This window comes from Naumannella huperziae (assembly GCF_054073625.1).
Genome location: NZ_JBSXPH010000001.1, coordinates 1,694,367 through 1,711,363 on the forward strand (window position 1 = coordinate 1,694,367; position 16,997 = coordinate 1,711,363).

General features: G+C 71.2%; 13 protein-coding genes. 5 read left to right on the forward strand and 8 right to left on the reverse strand.

What is annotated here, in order from left to right:
• Positions 1-60: 60 nt before the first annotated feature.
• From ACXDC7_RS08150 to ACXDC7_RS08180, 7 genes are read right to left on the reverse strand one after another with little or no spacing between them, the layout of a single operon-like run.
• Complete coding sequence (locus ACXDC7_RS08150) at positions 61-1,230, reverse strand: acyl-CoA dehydrogenase family protein (protein ID WP_459221803.1); 1,170 nt, start codon at positions 1,228-1,230, stop codon at positions 61-63.
• A gap of 2 nt (positions 1,231-1,232) precedes the next feature.
• Positions 1,233-2,840, reverse strand: a complete 1,608-nt coding sequence (locus ACXDC7_RS08155; RefSeq protein ID WP_459221804.1) for a long-chain-fatty-acid--CoA ligase — start codon at positions 2,838-2,840, stop codon at positions 1,233-1,235.
• Positions 2,841-2,871: 31 nt separating this feature from the next.
• Entirely contained in the window at positions 2,872-4,218 is a 1,347-nt protein-coding gene (locus ACXDC7_RS08160; protein WP_459221805.1) for an ABC transporter substrate-binding protein, read from the reverse strand.
• Positions 4,215-5,453, reverse strand: a complete 1,239-nt coding sequence (locus ACXDC7_RS08165) for a branched-chain amino acid ABC transporter permease (protein ID WP_459221806.1) — start codon at positions 5,451-5,453, stop codon at positions 4,215-4,217. The genes ACXDC7_RS08160 and ACXDC7_RS08165 overlap by 4 nt, the downstream gene beginning before the upstream one ends.
• Before the next feature lies 1 nt (position 5,454).
• Positions 5,455-6,330 carry a branched-chain amino acid ABC transporter permease gene (locus ACXDC7_RS08170; protein WP_179444005.1) on the reverse strand — a complete coding sequence of 292 codons (876 nt, stop codon included), beginning with the start codon at positions 6,328-6,330 and terminating at the stop codon, positions 5,455-5,457.
• Between the two features lie 11 nt (positions 6,331-6,341).
• Entirely contained in the window at positions 6,342-7,085 is a 744-nt protein-coding gene (locus ACXDC7_RS08175; RefSeq protein WP_459221807.1) for an ABC transporter ATP-binding protein, read from the reverse strand.
• On the reverse strand, positions 7,036-7,869 hold the full coding sequence (locus ACXDC7_RS08180; RefSeq protein ID WP_246292530.1) for an ABC transporter ATP-binding protein: 834 nt from the start codon (positions 7,867-7,869) through the stop codon (positions 7,036-7,038). The genes ACXDC7_RS08175 and ACXDC7_RS08180 overlap by 50 nt, the downstream gene beginning before the upstream one ends.
• A gap of 151 nt (positions 7,870-8,020) precedes the next feature.
• Here ACXDC7_RS08180 and ACXDC7_RS08185 point away from each other — a divergent pair, with 151 nt between their 5' ends.
• Positions 8,021-9,250 carry a PucR family transcriptional regulator gene (locus ACXDC7_RS08185; RefSeq protein WP_343045835.1) on the forward strand — a complete coding sequence of 410 codons (1,230 nt, stop codon included), beginning with the start codon at positions 8,021-8,023 and terminating at the stop codon, positions 9,248-9,250.
• 90 nt (positions 9,251-9,340) lie between these two features.
• Here the strand turns inward: ACXDC7_RS08185 and rpsT are convergent, their stop codons facing one another.
• A complete protein-coding gene (rpsT, locus tag ACXDC7_RS08190; RefSeq protein WP_459221808.1) occupies positions 9,341-9,601 on the reverse strand; it encodes a 30S ribosomal protein S20 in 261 nt (86 codons plus the stop codon).
• 311 nt (positions 9,602-9,912) lie between these two features.
• On the opposite strand from rpsT, the gene lepA reads away from it, so the two are divergent.
• From lepA to sppA, 4 genes are read left to right on the forward strand one after another with little or no spacing between them, the layout of a single operon-like run.
• A complete protein-coding gene (lepA, locus tag ACXDC7_RS08195; protein WP_179444001.1) occupies positions 9,913-11,760 on the forward strand; it encodes a translation elongation factor 4 in 1,848 nt (615 codons plus the stop codon).
• A gap of 58 nt (positions 11,761-11,818) precedes the next feature.
• Positions 11,819-13,498, forward strand: a complete 1,680-nt coding sequence (locus tag ACXDC7_RS08200; protein ID WP_459221809.1) for an ABC transporter transmembrane domain-containing protein — start codon at positions 11,819-11,821, stop codon at positions 13,496-13,498.
• The gene (locus ACXDC7_RS08205) at positions 13,495-15,258 is read left to right on the forward strand and encodes an ABC transporter ATP-binding protein (RefSeq protein WP_459221810.1); all 1,764 of its coding nucleotides are present in this window, start codon (positions 13,495-13,497) and stop codon (positions 15,256-15,258) included. Before ACXDC7_RS08200 ends, ACXDC7_RS08205 begins: the two co-directional genes overlap by 4 nt.
• 5 nt (positions 15,259-15,263) lie before the next feature.
• Positions 15,264-16,997 (forward strand): signal peptide peptidase SppA, encoded by a 1,734-nt coding sequence (sppA, locus tag ACXDC7_RS08210; RefSeq protein ID WP_459221811.1) that lies wholly within the window; start codon positions 15,264-15,266, stop codon positions 16,995-16,997.

Here is a 16,997-nt window from a genome sequence, read left to right on the forward strand (position 1 = left end):
ATTCGGGCAGATCCGGCGCATTCGGGCAGATCCGGCTTGTTCGGCAGATCGGGGCCCCGATCAGCCCAGGTGCCCGCGTACCGACACGTGCCCCTTCAACAGGTTCCGGGCGATGGTGCGACGCTGGATCTCGTCGGTGCCCTCGTAGATCCGCAGCAGCCGTAGCTCGCGATACCACCGCTCCAGCGGCAGCTCCCGGGTGTAGCCCATGCCGCCGTGGATCTGCAGCACCCGGTCCACGATCTCGTTGGCCTTCAGCCCGCCGTAGAGCTTCGCGATCGACTGCGCCTGCCGCGAATCCAGGCCCTGGTCGACCTGCCAGGCGGCGGTCAGCACCAGCCAGCGCAGCGCCTCGATCTCGACCGCGGAGTCCGCGATCATCCACTGGATCGCCTGCCGGTTGGCGATCGGCTCACCGAAGGTGACCCGGTTGTTCGCCTGCTCGATGCCCATCTCGACCAGCCGCTCGCACGCGCCCAGCGCGTGCGCGGGCAGCATGTAGCGCCCCCGCCCGATCCACTGCATGGCCAGCGCGAAGCCCTGACCCTCCTCGCCGAGGATCTGGTCGTGCGGCACCCGCACGCCGTCGAAGACCAATGCCGCCGGCCCCCACTCGCCCATGGTGTCGATCGGCTCGGACTTCCAGCCCATGTCGCGATCGACGAGGAAGCAGGTCACCCCGCCGTCGGCCCCCTTCTCGGGATCCGTCACCGCGAAGACCATGCAGAAGTCGGCCTCGTTGCCTCCGGTGATGAAGGTCTTCTCGCCGGTGATCACCCACTCATCGCCGTCGCGTACCGCCCTGGTCCGGATCGCGCGCGCATCGGAGCCGGCACCCGGCTCGGTGATCGCGAAACAACTGCGCAGCTCGCCGTTGATCGTCGGCAGCAGGTAGTCCTGCTTTTGTCGATCATTGCCCGAGAACAAGATGTTGTCGGCGTACCCGGCGAACCGGAACGGGATGAACGAGCGGCCGAGCTCGACCTCGATCAACGCGGTCATCACCGCGCCGAGCCCCATGCCGCCGTACTCGGTCGGGGTCTGGACGCCGAAGAAGCCGGACTTCTTGGCCTTGTCCTGCAGGGCGGTCAGCTCCTCGCGGGTGATCGCCGGCTCGCCGCGCCGTTCGCGGTTCAACGCCTCCGGCTCCAGCGGCCGGATCTCTCGGTCGACGAAGGTACGCACCCACTGCCGGATGTCGCGCTCCTCCTCGGTCAGGGTGAGGTCCATGATCAGTTGCTCACTTTCTCGTCGTTTCCCGGCCGGGCCAGCCTCGCCCGCAGCTCACGCTTCAACACCTTGTGCGAGGGCCCCGTCGGCAAGGCATCGACCACCTCGATCCGCCGGGGAAACTTGTGCCGGGCAAGCCGGTCGCGGGCCCAGGCGCCGAGTTCCTCGGGATCGATGCGGCGGCCGGTCGCCGGGACCACCACGGCGCAGACCTCCTCGCCGACCCGGTCGTCCGGCAGGCCGATCACGGCGACCTGGCCGACGTCGGGGTGGCCCATCAGCACCTCCTCGACCTCGCGCGGATAGACATTGAAGCCGCTGCGGATGATCAGGTCCTTCAGCCGGTCGACGATGTGCACGAAGCCGTCGGCATCGGCATGACCGAGATCGCCGGTGCGGAACCAGCCGTCCACCACGGCCGCCGCCGTCGCGGCCGCGCCGTCGAGGTTCTCGCTGTCCAGGTAGCCGCCGAACACGTTGTGCCCGCGGACCACGATCTCGCCCGTCTCGCCCGGCTCCAGCAGCCGGATGCGAGCGCGGTCGGCGGGATCGGCGATCGCGGTCTCCACGCCCCACATGCCGTGCCCGACCGAGCCGGGCCGGGTGCCGAAGGTCGCCTGGTTGGCCGAGGCGCCCGAGGCGGTCTCGCTGAGGCCGTAACCCTCGTGGATCTCGGCCGAGAAGATCTCCTCGAAGCGCCGCAGCAGCGCTACCGGCAGCGAGGCGCCGCCCGATCCGGCGTGCCGCAGCTTCGGCAGCCGCGGGGCGTCTCGTGCCGCGTCGACCAGCCCGACGAACATGGTCGGTACGCCGCAGAACAGCGTCACGTCGTGCTCGGCCATCAGCTCGATCGCGCGCGCCGCGTCCCAGCGGGGCTGCAGGACCAGCGTCGAGCCCTTGCGGAACGAGGAGTTCAGGACCGAGGTCTGGCCGAAGACGTGGAACAGCGGCAGGCAGGCCAGCACCACCTCGTCCGGCTCCATGGTGCGCCCGACGTCGAACGCGTTCACGGTCGCGTTCATCACCATGTTCAGGTGGCTGAGCAGCGCGCCCTTCGGGCGACCAGTGGTGCCCGAGGTGTAGAAGATCACCGCCACGTCCATCGGGCGACTGGGCACCATCCGCGCCAGCGGCTCGTGGTCGGCCAGTTCGGCCAGGTCGGTGTGCGGTACGCCGGATGCCTGAGCCACCGCGGCGCCGGTTTCGCCGAACGAGGCGTGACTGATCACGAGCATCGCCCCCGAGTCGCCGACCAGGTGGCCGGCCTCGCCGGGGGTGAGCAGCGTCGGCACCGGGACGACCACCCCGCCCGCGGCGAAGATGCCGTAGTAGGCGAAGACGAACTCGGCGACGTTCGGCGCGAGCAGGGCGACGCGGTCGCCCGGGCGTACCCCGCGCGCCTGCAGGCCCGCCGCGTAGCGACGGGCCTGCTCCCAGGTCTCGGCGAACGTGTGCTGGCGATCGTCCTCGATCAGGGCGATCTTGTCGCCGCGCCGGTACGCCGATTCGGCCAGGATGCTGGCCACCGACAACACGGTCGCCGAGGAATCGGTGAGCGCCAGTCTGTGCTCCTCGGTGCCGCCGACGCCGGTGGCCAGCTCAGTTGTCATCTCGCGATGATCCCTTCCGTTGCGTTGATCATCAGCCGGTCGGCGGGATGCCGTTCTCCGGCGGGGTGCCGAGCTGCGACTCGCCCTCAACGATAGGCGCGTCGCCGATGTTGGTGGTCAGCAACGGGCCGATGGGCTCGGTCTTCTCGCCCTTCAGCTCGACCATCTGCAGACCGCCGAGGCCGAGATGCGACGTCGCCGAGAAGCGGAACGGCGCCACCCACGGGCCCTTCCACGACGCGCCCTTCTCCTCCATCACCTTGACCAGACCGTCCCGGGTCGGGTTCGGGCCGGCCTCCTGGAGCGCCATGACCACCGCATACGCCTGCGACATGCCGTAGATGTGGTAGTTCGTCAGCGGCTTGCCCTGCTCGCCGTACTCGGCCCAGATCTTCTGCCACAGCTCCGGCCAACCCTTGCCATCGGCGCTCTCGACCTCGGCGATGTAGTCGGTCGTGAGCGTGCCCTCGAGGGCGCTGGAGTCCTTCACACTGCCCTCGGAGAACCGCTCCAGCAGGGAGCCGACCAGCTTGGTGTCGGAGCCGACGTTGGAGTAGTACCACGTCGGCTTGTAGTTCAGGCGCATGGCCTGCAACTGGCTGAGCGCGGTGTAGCTCGGGGTGTTGAACGCGATCACGAAGTCCGCGCCGTCGGCCTGCAGGGCGGCGAGCTGCGGCGCCACATCGGTGTTGCCCGAGGTGTAGCGCTGGACCGACACGATCTCCTTGTCCAGGAACTGGCGCACACCCTTCTCGCCGTCGGCGCCGAGATCGTCGGCCTGCAGGAACAGGCCCACCTTGGCGTCGGGCTTGTTCTTCTTGATCCAGTCGCCAATGATCTTGCCCTCGATCTCGTAGTCCGGCGTGAAACCGAAGGTGTACGGCTTGGCCTTCGGGTCATCGCCCCAGGCGAGCGAGCCCGACGCCACGAACATGTCGGGCACCTTCTCCGAGTTCAGGAAGTCGACGACCGCGCCGTGGGTCGGCGTGCCGAGACCGCCGGCGATGGCGAAGACCTGGTCCTTCAGGACGAGCTCGTTGACGACCTCGGTGGTGCGGGTCGGGTTGTAGCCGTCGTCCTTGTAGACCCATTCGATCTGGCGACCGTGCACCCCGCCGTTGGCGTTGACCATCTTCAGGTACGCCTCGTAGCCGAGCGGGATGTCGGAATATCCCGGCGCCGCGACGCCGGTCAGCGGGTAGTGGCTGCCGAGCTTGATCGAGGTCTCCGTGACCCCGACGTCGGAGGCGGTGCGCTCGCCGTCGGCGCCGGTGTCACCGGAGGATCCGCGCCCGCCCGCGCCGCAGGCGGCGAGTGCGACGACGGCTGACAGGGCGGCCGCCAGGACGCCCAGGCGGCGAATCGGTGGTCTTTTCATCGAGATATCTCCTTCTCCGATACATCGTTGTGCTGCGTGGCGGGGAGCCGCGCGTCGGTCTGTTGAGTGGGGGGTGCCGCGTCGTCTCCGGTCCCGGGGGTCTCGGTGCCGAGCCCGGGTGTGACGTCGTTCTTCGCATCGCTCAGCGCGGCGCGACGGCGACGCCGCGCGATCGCGCCCCTGATGCTGCCGACCAGGCCGGCGGGGGCGACGACGATCACGATCATCATCACCAGGCCGAACACCAGCGGCGAGATCTCGGCGGCCTGCAGGTCGTTCAGCCCGGCCCGGGCGCCGAGGTCGGTGGCGAGCTGGGGCAGGAACGCCAGCAGCGCGGCACCGATCAGGGCGCCGAGCAGGCTGCCCAGGCCGCCGAGCACCACGGCGGCGAGCAGGCTCAGCGACAGCGCGAGCGGGAACGCGCCGGGGGCGGCGATCCGGGTGACCATCGCGAGCAGCGATCCGGCGAGGCCGGCACAGGCGGTCGACACGACGAACGCGAGGACCCGGTTGGCGCCGAGGTTGATCCCGGACAGCGATGCCGAGGTCTCGTCGTCGCGTACCGCTCGCCACCGCCGGCCGACCCCGCTGGCCGACAGGTTGGCCAACAAGAAGTAGCAGACGATCACGGTGAACCAGCCGAGGTAGGCGATCAGCTCGCGGGTGGTCGTGTCGGAGCCGGTCAGGAAGAACCAGGCGTCGCCGAGCCAGACCGGAACGTCGGGCAGGGACACGGTGATCCCGGGCTCGCCGCCGAGTTGATCATAGAAATGGATGGCGACGCCCGGCACCGCGACCGCCAGCGCCAGCGTGGCGCCGGCGATGTAGGGCCCGTGCAACCGCGCGGCGGCCAGTCCGACCACCGCGCCGATGACCAGCGTGACCAACATCGCGATCAGCATGATCACCACCAGCGGCGGCGGGTTCTCGTTGTCGCGCAGCAGCAACGCGGTGGTGTAGGCGCCGACCGCCATGAAGGCGCCGTGGCCGAGCGAGAGCTGACCGTTCAGGCCGGTGAGCACCGTCAGGCCGCCGGCGGCGAGGGCGAGGTAGGCCATCACCGCGAGCTGGCCCTGCCGGAACGGCGGGACCGACTCCAGGACGAGGAACACGACGACCAGGGCGAGCAGCGCCAGGCAGGCATTGCGCAGCAGCGGGGTACGCCGCAGCGCGGCGGTGATCCGTTGCCGCCGCGACGGCGCGGGAGCGGGTGCGTCGGAAACGCTCGTGCTCATCTCAGACCTTCCTCTCCTGCACCGAGGAGAACAACCCGGCGGGCCGCACCAGCAGCACCAGCACCAAGATCACCAACGCGGTCAGCGCGACCAGGCCCGAGCCGAGGAAGCCCGACACCAGGCTCAGGATGATGCCGGTCGCGAGGCCGCCGATCACGGCGCCGGCGGGGGAGTCGAGGCCGCCGATGACGGCGGCCACGAAGCCGTAGACGACGACCGGGTCCATGTAGCTCGGGTGCACCAGGCTGCCGCCGGCGATCAGGATCCCGGACAGGCTGCCGACCAGGGCGGCCAGCGCCCAGCCGAGGGTCAGCATCCGGTTGACCGGTACGCCGAGCAGCCGCGCCACCTCGGGATTGAACGCCGAGGCGCGCATCCGCAGGCCGATGTCGGTACGCCGGAAGAGCACCAGGAGCGCGACCATCACGACCAACACCGCGACCAGGGTGAAGATGCCGTAGCCGGTGATCGCCAGGTTGATCTCGCCCACCTGGAATCCCGACAGCCCGAAGGGTGCGGGGAACGAGCGGAAGTCCTGGCTGAAGATGATGCCGGCCACGGAGTGCAGGACGATGAACAGGCCGAGCGTCAGGATCACCGCGTTGATGTGGTCCTTGCCCTCGACCGGGCGGATGATCAATCGCTCCACGACGGCACCGGAGACGAATCCGACGACGAGCGCGGTGACGAAGGCGACCCAGTAGGAGATGCCGGCGTCGATCATGGTCAGCGCGACATAGGTGCTGAGCATGGCCATCGGCGCCTGGGCGAAGTTGACGATGCGGGTGGCGCGCCAGATCAGCACCAGGGCCAGGGCGAAGGCGGCGTACACGGCGCCCAGCGTCAGGCCGGTCAGCAGGGTGGACAGCAGTTGCATGGTTGTTCTCCTCAGAACCCGAGGTAGGCGTGCCGCAGGGTGTCGTCGCCGGCTAGGTCGGCGGCGGGGGAGTCGCCGACGACCCGGCCGAGGTTGAGCACGATCCCGTGATCGGCGATCTGCAAGGCGGAGCGGGCGTTCTGCTCGACCAGCACGACGGTCATCTCGCGCTCGTCGACGAGCTGGCGGACCAGCGCGAAGATCTGGCTGACGATCCGCGGCGCGAGGCCGAGCGACGGCTCGTCCAGCAGCAGCACGGTCGGCTCGGCGAGGACGGCGCGGGCGATCACCAGCATCTGCCGCTCGCCGCCGGACAGCGTGCTCGCCGCGTTGTGCCGGCGCTCGGCCAGCTTCGGGAACATCTCGTAGGTCTCGGCCAGGTCGATCCGCTTCCGGCCACGCCCGCCGAGCGCGCCGAGTCGGAGGTTGTCCTCGACGGTCAGCTCGGTGATCACGCCGCGCCCCTCGGGCACGTGCGCGAGGCCGAGCCGGCTGAGGCGGTCCGCCTCGAGGCCGGTCAGCTTCGTGTCGCCCATGCGTACGCTGCCGTGGTCCGGGCGAACCAACCCGGAGATGGTCCGCAGCAACGTGGTCTTGCCGGCGCCGTTGGCGCCGAGCACCGCGGTGATCTTGCCGCGCTCGGCGGTGAAGCTGACCTTGTCCAGCGCGCGTACCGGCCCGTAACCGGCGGACAGTTCGGCGATCTCAAGCATGCTCGGCCTCCCGGCGTGCGGTCGCGGGTTCGTCGGTCGCATCGCCGTCGGCGTCGCTCGTGGCCTCTTCGGTGTCCTCGCCGAGATAGGCGGCCAGCACAGCCGGGTCGTCGCGCACCTCGTCGGGCGTGCCGTGCGCGATCACCTTGCCGAAGTCGAGCACCGTGATCATGTCGCAGACCGACATCACGATGTCCATGTGGTGCTCGACCAGCAGGACGGCCGTGTCACCGGACAGCTCGGTGATCACCTCGCCGAGCTCGTCCATCTCGTGGGCGGACAGGCCGGAGGCGGGCTCGTCGAGCAGCAGCAGCTCGGGCTCGGCCACCAGCGCGCGGGCGAGCGCGACGCGCTTGCGCAGGGGGTAGGGCAGTCCGCCCGCCGGCAGCTCGGCGTACTTCGCGGCTCCCAGCCGATCGAGCGCGGCCATGCTGCGCTCGGCCAGCGCGCGATCGTCGCGCGCGGATCGGGGCAGCCCGAACAGTGCTGACCAGAAGCCCGTGCGGGCGAATCGGTCGGCACCGACCATCACGTTCTCCAGCACGCTCATCCGCTCGAACAGGCCGAGGCCCTGCAGGGTGCGGGCCATGCCGAGGCGGGGGAGATGATGGGGGCGCAGTCGGCCCAGCTCGCGGCCGTTGCGAAGGACGGTGCCGTGCGCCGGCTGGACGAAGCCGCAGGCGACATTGAACAGTGTGGTCTTGCCCGCTCCGTTGGGGCCGATCACGCCGTGCACCTGTCCGGGCTCGACGCTGAGCGACACCTCCGAAAGCGCGACAATGCCACCGAAGCGGACGGTGACGTCGCGTAGCTCGAAGAGTGACAACGAGGCTCCTTTGGTCGTTGTGTCACGGCTCACTCTGGACTCTGCGCCCAACCGCGCATATGGGCGTTGAGCACAAAGATCGATGTGCAGCGTCCGCGGGGTGGGACGATTGGGGGTAGCGGAGTTGTGCGCCGAGTGGGAAGGTGCCGTTGTGCAGCCGCTGACGCCACCGGTGGGCACCAGCCGCGACGAAGCGGCCGGTGCGGACCTTGTCGCCGCGATGGAACGCGCCTGGGCGACGCTGCTCCCGCGGGCGAATGCGCTCGCCGACGACATCACCTGGGCGATGGTCGAGGCCGACCGGGAGTGGTACGACGCGGCGCCGGCCGAGCTGCGCGCCGAGATCCGCGCCTCGACCCGTGAGCACGTCCGGCGCGGGCTGTGGACGATGGCGGGCGTACCCCTCCAGGAGGGGCGCGCCATCGATCTGTGGCGTGAGACGGGGCGGCGCCGCGCCCGCCAGGGCGTCCCGATGGAACTTGTGCTGAAGAGCTGCAGTCACGGCACCCGGGTGCTGTGGGAGGCGATGCTGTGGGGCCGGGGGACCCAGGAACTGCCCGACGAGGTGGTGATTCGCGCCGGGCAGCGGATGTGGGGCGCGCTCGAGGTGCAGATCGCCACGGTCGTCGACGCCTATCGCCGTGAGCAGGCACGGCTGCAGCGGCACGACCTGCAGCGCGAGATCAACGTGCTCGACGGCCTGCTGGTCGGCCGGGGTGGTGACCCCGGATTCCTGGCGGAGGCGAACGAGGTGCTGGGGCTCGGCCGGCTAGACCGCGTGACCTGCGTCGTCGTTCTCGGCACCGGGGACGTACCGCCGTCCCCGCGTTCCCCGGAGGAACGGTTGGAACGGAGCGGAATGCGCTCGTGGTGGCACGCCCACGAGGGGGCCAGCGTCGGCCTGGTCCGGCTCGGCAACCGCGAGATCGACGATGTCGTGTCGGCCCTCGCCGACGCGCCGGGTCGGATCGGCGTGGCCCCCGTTCGCGACGGTCTCGGCGAGCTCGCCTCGGCGTACCGACTGGCCCGGCAGGTGGCGACGATCCGCCGGACGCCGGGCCCGTCAGCCGTGATCGACGCGTTGCCCGAGCTGCTGGTCGCGTCCGCGCCCCAGGTCGCCTATCTGCTGGTGTCCGAGGTCCTCGGCGGGCTGCTCGCCGAACCCGATCCGCACCGCGGCATCCTGGTCGACACCCTGCGCGCCCTGCTCGCGCACAACGGTTCGGCCACCCACGCGGCCCGCGAGCTGTACTGCCACCGCAACACCGTGATCTACCGGATGCGTCAGATCGAGGCGGGTACTGCGCGGCGGATCTCCGATGCCCGGGACCGGCTGGTGCTCACCCTCGCGCTGATGGCGCTGGACCAACAGCAGCGCTGAGCGACGCGGGTACGCCGAACGCCCCGCCGAGGCGTGTTCGGCGGGGCGTCGGGGCCGCTGGTCAGCGGCGACAAAGATGCGGCGTCGCGGTCAGAGCGCGGCAGCCCGGGCCGAGATGGCCGACTTGTGGTTGGCGGCGTTGTTCTTGTGGATGACGCCCTTGCCGGCGGCCTTGTCGAGCGCGCGGTTCGCGACGGCGGCCAGCTCGGTTGCCTTGACCGAATCGCCCGCGGCGGCGGCCTCGTTGAACCGGCGGATGTGGGTACGCACGGCCGACTTGACGGCCTTGTTGCGCTGCCGCGCCTTCTCGTTGGTCTTGATCCGCTTCATCTGGGACTTGATGTTTGCCACTTCACGCCTCTTGCTCGTCTGGCCGATTGCTCGGGTCTGCTGGTGTTGCCCGGAACTCGGAGTTGCCTGGCAGGTCTGCTCGCGCGGCGCACGGGAACCACCCGGCACACGGCGCGACCGCAGACTTTACCAGCGCGCGGCGACCCGGCCTAATCGCGCCGTCGGGTCGTCGCCGGCGATTCGGGCGCGCGGCGCGTCCGTGGGAGGATGGGCCGTCCAGCCGCGCGCGTCGCGGCGTACCCGTCCGAATCGCCCATCCGAATCGTCCGTCCGAAATCGTCCGTCAGCAGACCAGCAGGAGATCACCGGCCTTGCCCGCAGCGACCACGCCCGCCCCGGGCGCGACCGACCCCGCGATCATCCGCAATTTCTGCATCATCGCGCACATCGACCACGGGAAGTCCACCCTGGCCGACCGGATGCTGCAGCTCACCGGGCTGGTCGACGACCGGACGATGCGCGCGCAGTACCTGGACCGGATGGACATCGAGCGCGAGCGCGGGATCACCATCAAGTCCCAGGCGGTCCGGCTGCCGTGGCGGGCCGGCGGTGTGGACCACGTGCTGAACATGATCGACACCCCGGGTCACGTCGACTTCACCTACGAGGTGTCGCGGTCGCTGGAGGCATGCGAGGGCGCGCTGCTGCTGGTCGATGCCGCGCAGGGCATCGAGGCGCAGACGCTGGCCAATCTCTATCTCGCGATCGATGCCGACCTGCAGATCATTCCCGTGCTGAACAAGATCGACCTGCCGGGTGCGCAGCCGGACAAGTACGCCGCCGAGCTGGCGGGGATCATCGGCTGCGACCCCGGCGATGTGCTCCGGGTGTCGGCGAAGACCGGTGAGGGCGTACCCGAACTGCTGGACCAGATCGTCGCCCAGATCCCCGCCCCGCAAGGGGATCCCGACGGCCCGGCGCGCGCGCTGATCTTCGACTCGGTCTATGACACCTATCGCGGCGTGGTGACCTATGTGCGGGTGGTGGACGGGCAGTTGTCACACCGTGAACGGGTGCTGATGATGTCCACCGGTGCCACCCACGAGGCGCTGGAGGTCGGGGTGATCTCGCCCGAACCGGCCGCCACCAAGGCGCTCGGGGTCGGCGAGGTCGGCTACCTGATCACCGGCGTGAAGGATGTCCGGCAGTCCCGGGTCGGCGACACGGTGACCGCCGCGGTGCGGGGCGCGGCCGAACCGCTGAGCGGCTACCGCAATCCGAACCCGATGGTCTTCGCCGGGCTCTATCCGATCGACGGCGCCGACTTCCCCGAACTGCGCGAGGCGCTGGAGAAGCTGCAGCTCAACGACGCGGCCCTGACCTATGAGCCGGAGACCTCGGGTGCGCTCGGCTTCGGCTTCCGGACCGGCTTCCTCGGCCTGCTGCACATGGAGATCGTCCGCGAGCGGCTGGAGCGCGAGTTCGGGCTGGACCTGATCTCGACCGCGCCGAACGTGGTCTACCGGGTGATCATGGAGGACGGGACCGAGCATGTCGTGACGAACCCGAGCGAGTACCCGACCGGCGGCAAGATCGCACAGGTGCACGAGCCGGTGGTGAACGCCACCATCCTCGCGCCGGCGGAGTACATCGGCACGATCCTCGAGCTGTGCCAGGCCCGCCGCGGCGAGCAGAAGGGCATCGATTACCTGTCCGAGGACCGGGTCGAGATCCGCTACGTGCTGCCACTGGCCGAGATCGTCTTCGACTTCTTCGACGCCCTGAAGTCGCGGACCAAGGGGTACGCCTCCCTCGACTACGACATGGCGGGCGAACAGGCCGCCGACCTGGTCAAGGTCGACATCTTGCTGCACGGCGACCCCGTCGACGCCTTCTCCGCGATCGTGCACCGCGACAACGCCTACGCCTACGGCGTCGCGATGGCGGGCAAGCTCAAGGAGCTGATCCCGCGCCAGCAGTTCGAGGTGCCGATCCAGGCGGCCATCGGGTCGCGGGTGATCGCCCGCGAGACCATCCGCGCCATCCGCAAGGACGTCCTCGCCAAGTGCTACGGCGGCGACATCTCGCGCAAGCGCAAGCTGCTGGAGAAGCAGAAGGAGGGCAAGAAGCGGATGAAGATGGTCGGCCGCGTCGAGGTCCCCCAGGAGGCCTTCGTGGCCGCCCTGTCGACCGGTGAGACCCGCTCGGAGAAGCGCTGACGACCGCCCGGGACGGGGGCGAATTTAGGGCAGCCTAAGTCTCTGGCAGACTGCGCCGGTGACCTCCGCCGCCCCGTCGATGATCGGCCGATCCCTGCGCCGGCACCGCGGACGGCTGCTCGCGGCCATCGCCCTGCTCTGCCTGTGGCAGCTCTGCGAGGCGGCCGTGCCGGTGGCCATCGGGCTGATCATCGACCGGGCCGTGCTGACCGGATCGATCCCGGCCATGGTCGTCTCGCTGATCGGGCTGACCGCGCTCTTCGGCGTGCTCAGCATGGCCTACCGGCACGGTGCCCGCACGGCCAATGTCGCCCTGCACCGCGAGACCCACCAACTCCGGGTGGAGGTCGCCGAGCGCGCGCTCGATCCGCGCGGGGTGCGGACCGACCTGATGCCCGGCGAGGTGTTGTCCATCGCCTCGGCCGATGCCGACACCGCCGGGCTGATCTTTCGCCAGCTCGCCCTGACCGGCGCCGGGCTGTGCGGTGTCCTGGCCACCGCCGGCTACCTGCTGATCACCGATTGGCTGGTCGGCATCGTGATCATCCTCGGCGTCCCGCTCGTGCTCGGTGCGGTACACCTGCTGACGCCGCGGGTCTCGCGGCACGCGGAGGAGCAACAGGGCCGGATCGCCGCCGCCAGCGGACAGGCCGCGGACCTGATGCGCGGACTGCGCGTGCTCAAGGGGATCGGGGGAGAGGCAGCGGCGGGCGAGCGATACCGCCGGACGAGTCAGCGCGCCCGCGCGGCCGGCGTCGCGACCATCGACGGGATCGCGATCATGGAGGGCATCCGCACGTTCATGATCGGCCTGCTCGTGGCCGTGGTCGTGCTGGTCGCCGGCTGGCGGTTGATCACGGGCCGGTTGACCCCCGGGGAGCTCGTGGCCGTGGTCGGGCTCGCCACCTTCCTCGCCGAACCCGTCGGGCTGGTCGCGGCGCTGGTTCCGATGCTCGCCCGAACGGCTGCCGCGGGCCGGCGCATCCGCGCGTTCCTCGGCCTCCCGCCGCTGGTGCAGGCCGGGGACCGGGCGCCCGGCGACGCGCCCGCGGACCTGCGCCTGAGCGGCCTGCGGGCCGGCCCGGCGGCCGAGGTCGATCTCGACTGCGGTCCCGGCGAGCTGGTCGTGCTGGCCTGCGGCGACCCCGCGGTGGTACGCGAGGTGCTCGAGGTGCTCGACGCCCGGTCCCGCCCGCGACACGGACACGTGCTGCTCGCCGGCGTACCCCGGAACGGGCTGGACCCGGTCGCCGCCGCTGCGTTGATCACCGTCGCGCCGCACCAGGTCGACCTGTTCGCGGGCAGTCTCGCCCACAACGTCTTCGGTGCCGAGGGCGAGCCCGGCCCGCGCGAGCGCGAGGTGCTCGCCGCCGCTGCGGTGGACGAACTGCTCGGGCTGTTCCCCGACGGGCTGGCTCACCCGCTGGCCGCCGAGGGCGCCAACCTGTCCGGCGGCCAGCGGCAGCGCATCGCGCTCGCCCGCGCGCTGGCCGCCGACCGTCCGGTGCTGGTGCTGCACGACCCGACGACCGCCGTCGATGCGGTCACCGAGCTGGCCATCGCCCGAGGCTGTCGCAGCGTACGGTCACGGTCGGCGACGCTGGTGATCACCACCAGCCCCGCGTTCTGCGCGCTGGCCGATCGCGTGGTGGTCGTCGACGAGGCGGGTTCGACGACCGGCCGGCACGATGACCTGCTGCGCACCAGCGCGGCCTACCGACGGCTGGTCCAGCGATGAGCGGGCCGGACACCGCGACCCTGTTGCCGAACGCGACGCGCGCCCAGGCGCTGGCCCGGACCTGGCGCCTGCTGCGCCGCCGGCCCGGCGAGTCGATCATGGTCGTGCTGAGCGCCGTGGTGGTCGGTCTCGCCGGGCTGGTCGGGCCGATCATGCTCGGTCGGCTGGTCGACCGGCTGCTGGCCGATCCCGCCTGGCCGCCGGTGGTGATCACCGCCGCCGCGATCGCCGGCTCGGCGGCCCTCGGCGGGATCGCCACCTGGACCGGGCTGCGGGCGCTGGCCCGGGCCGGCGAGGCGGCCGTCGCCGAGCTGCGCGAGGATGCCCTCGCCGCCGCCCTTCGCCTGGACGCGCCCGTGGTGGAGCGCGCGGGCCCGGGGGACCTGGTCTCGCGGGTGGCCGAGGATGCCCGCGTCGTCACCGAGGCCATCGCCATGGTCGTGCCGTTGCTCGTCGCCTCGCTGGTCACCGTGGCGGTCTCGGCCATCGGCCTGCTCGCGGTGGACTGGCGGCTGGGCTTGGTCGGGCTGGTCGCGGTGCCCATGTACCTGCTCTCGCTGCGCTGGTACCTGACCCGTTCGGGGGCGTACTACGCGGCGGAGCGGGTGGCCTTCGGTGAGCGTGCCGGGCTGCTGCTCGGTGGGATCACCGGCGCCGCGACCCTGCGGGCCTTCGGCCGCGGGCCGGCCGAGCTCGACCGGATCACCGCCGCGTCGGCACGCGCCCGCGATCTCGGTATCGACGTGTTCGCCATGCTCACCCGCTTCCTCGGGCGCAACAACCGGGCCGAACTGGTCACGCTCGCCTCGATCCTCGGCGCCGGCTTCTTCTTCGTCCGGGCGGGCTGGGTGAGCGTCGGCGCCGTCGCCACCGCCGCGTTGTTGTTCCACCGGCTGTTCAACCCGCTCGGCGCGCTGGTCGGCCTGTTCGACTCGGTGCAGTCGGCCGCCGCTTCCCTGGTCCGGATGGTCGGGGTCGGACAACTGCCCGCGCGTACCGGCAGCCCGGCACCGCCGGCCACGCCGCGCGGGCTGGAGATCGTCGCTGTCGGGCACCGCTATGCCGACACGGGCCCGGCCGTGCTGACCGATATCACGTTGCGGGTCGGCCGGGGTGAGACCGTCGCCCTCGTCGGCGCCACCGGCGCGGGCAAGAGCACCGTCGCCAATGTCGCGGCCGGCCTGGTCGATCCGAGCTCCGGCATCGCCCGGATCGACGGGGCGGGCGTCCGTGACCTCGATCCGGCCGCGCTGCGCCGGCTGATCATGCTGGTCAGCCAGGAGGTGCACGTCTTCGACGGCACGCTCGCCGAGAACCTGGCCTGGGGTCGCGAGGCGAGCGAGGAGCGGCTGTGGACGGCGCTGCGCGAGGTCCGGGCGGACGGCTGGGTCGCGGGACTGCCGGGCGGGCTCGCCACCCGGGTCGGCGACGGCGGTCACCGGCTGGCCGCCGCCCAGGCCCAGCAGATCGCGCTGGCCCGCGTCCTGGTCGCCGACCCGCCGTTCGTGGTTCTCGACGAGGCGACCGCCGAGGCCGGCTCCGCGCTGTCGCGCGATCTCGACGCGGCGGCCGCCCGGGTGCTGCGGGGCCGCGGCGCCCTCGTCGTCGCGCACCGGCTCAGCCAGGCGCGGCACGCGGACCGGATCGTCGTGCTCGACCACGGCGCGATCGTCGAGGCGGGTGACCATGATCAACTCGTCGCCGCCGGCGGCCGGTACGCCGAGCTCTGGGCCGCCTGGTCCGGTCGTCCTCTAGCCTGAGCCGCATGGACGTCACCGCCCTGATCCGAGACGGCGCCGACCAGTTGCGCAAGGCGCTTCGCCGCGGCGCCGACGATGGCCCGCTGGTGCTGGAGCTCGACCTGACCCGGGGCGTGATCGATGCCCCTCCGCAGAACCCGGTGGCCATGCTGCGCGCCCGCCAGACCCCGACGATGGCCGCCATCCGCGAGGGGCTGCGCGCGGGCGCCGAGGATCCCGACGTCGCCGGGCTGATCGTCGATCTCGGGCCGGGCCACATCGCGCCGGCCCAGGCCGACGAGCTGGCCGGGCTGATCGGTCGGTTCGGCGAACACAAGCCCACCGTGGCCTTCGCGCCGACCTTCGGCGAACTCGGCAACGGGATCTTCGCCTACCGGCTCGCGGCCGCGGCCGGCGACGTCTGGGTGCAGCCGTCGGGGATGCTCTCCCTGGCCGGCGTGCAGGCCCGGATGATGCTGCTGCGGGGCGGTTTCGAGAAGCTCGGCATCGAGCCGGAGTTCGCCCAGCGCTGGCAGTACAAGACCGCCGCCGACACCTATGCCGCGACGGAGATCAGCGAGGCGTACCGCGAATCGACCCGGGGCATCGCGGACTCGGTGTTGGGTTCGGTGGTCGACGCGGTGGCGACCGGTCGCGGGCTGGAATCCGTCGAGGTGCGCGGCGCCGTCGACGACGCACCGCTCGGGTCGCGGGCCGGCCAGGACCGGGGCCTGGTCGACGCGATCGGCTATCGCGACGAGGCCTACGCCCACGCGCGTCGCGCCTGGGGCGGCGACGACGGCGAGATCCGCCTGCGCTACGTGCACCGGTACGCCGAGAAGCACGGCGGCGGGCCACTCGCGCCACTGCTGAACCGGGCGCGCCCCGCGGTCGGGGTGGTCTCGGTGCACGGCGCGATCGTCACCGGCGTCAGCCAGCCCGGCGGGCTGAACGGGCAGACCGCCGGCTCCGACACCGTCTGCGCAGCGCTGCGCGCCGCCGGCCGGGACGAGAAGGTCAAAGCGGTCGTGCTGCGGGTGGACAGTCCCGGCGGCTCCTATGTCGCCTCCGACGCGATCCGTCGCGAGGTGCAGCAGTTGCGCGAGGCCGGCAAGCCCGTCGTCGCGTCGATGGGGCAGACGGCCGCCTCCGGCGGCTATTTCGTGGCCATGCCGTGCGCGGAGATCGTCGCCAACCCGACCACCCTGACCGGCTCGATCGGCGTCCTCGCCGGGAAGCTGATCACCACCGGACTGGTCGACAAGCTCGGGCTGGTCCGCGAGGCGGTCGACGCCGGCCGCCGCGCGGGGATGATGGCCGGCACCCAGCCGTTCACCCCCGAGGAGTGGGAGGTGCTGAACGGGTGGCTCGACGAGGTCTACGCCGACTTCACCGGCAAGGCCGCCGCCGACCGCGGGATGGAGCTCACCGCCCTGGAACCGCTGGCCCGCGGTCGGGTCTGGACCGGCGCCGACGCCGCGCGCAACGGGCTCGTTGATCATCTCGGTGGCCTCGATCTGGCCATCGACCGCGCCTGCGACCTGGCCGGCGTCGACCGCGACGATCTGGTCACGCGACCGGTGCCGATGCCCAGCCCGCTCAGCCAACTGCGCGGCACGGAGAACAGCGAGGCGGTCGGCGCGGCGGGTGCGCTCTCGCTCAACTCGGGCTGGGAGGGGCTGTTGGAGCTCGCGGGTGCCGCGCTCGGGATCCGGCATCGCGGGGTCCTCTCGCTGCCCGTGGACATCCGGCTCGGTTGA

Bases quoted from the DNA above. Each gene is read 5' to 3' on its own strand.
- sppA (WP_459221811.1), top strand. From the start codon at position 15,264: ATGGACGTCACCGCCCTGATCCGAGACGGCGCCGACCAGTTGCGCAAG.
- ACXDC7_RS08175 (WP_459221807.1), bottom strand. From the start codon at position 7,085: ATGCGACCGACGAACCCGCGACCGCACGCCGGGAGGCCGAGCATGCTT.
- ACXDC7_RS08160 (WP_459221805.1), bottom strand. From the start codon at position 4,218: ATGAAAAGACCACCGATTCGCCGCCTGGGCGTCCTGGCGGCCGCCCTG.
- ACXDC7_RS08205 (WP_459221810.1), top strand. From the start codon at position 13,495: ATGAGCGGGCCGGACACCGCGACCCTGTTGCCGAACGCGACGCGCGCC.
- ACXDC7_RS08170 (WP_179444005.1), bottom strand. From the start codon at position 6,330: ATGCAACTGCTGTCCACCCTGCTGACCGGCCTGACGCTGGGCGCCGTG.
- ACXDC7_RS08155 (WP_459221804.1), bottom strand. From the start codon at position 2,840: ATGACAACTGAGCTGGCCACCGGCGTCGGCGGCACCGAGGAGCACAGA.
- ACXDC7_RS08150 (WP_459221803.1), bottom strand. From the start codon at position 1,230: ATGGACCTCACCCTGACCGAGGAGGAGCGCGACATCCGGCAGTGGGTG.
- ACXDC7_RS08165 (WP_459221806.1), bottom strand. From the start codon at position 5,453: ATGAGCACGAGCGTTTCCGACGCACCCGCTCCCGCGCCGTCGCGGCGG.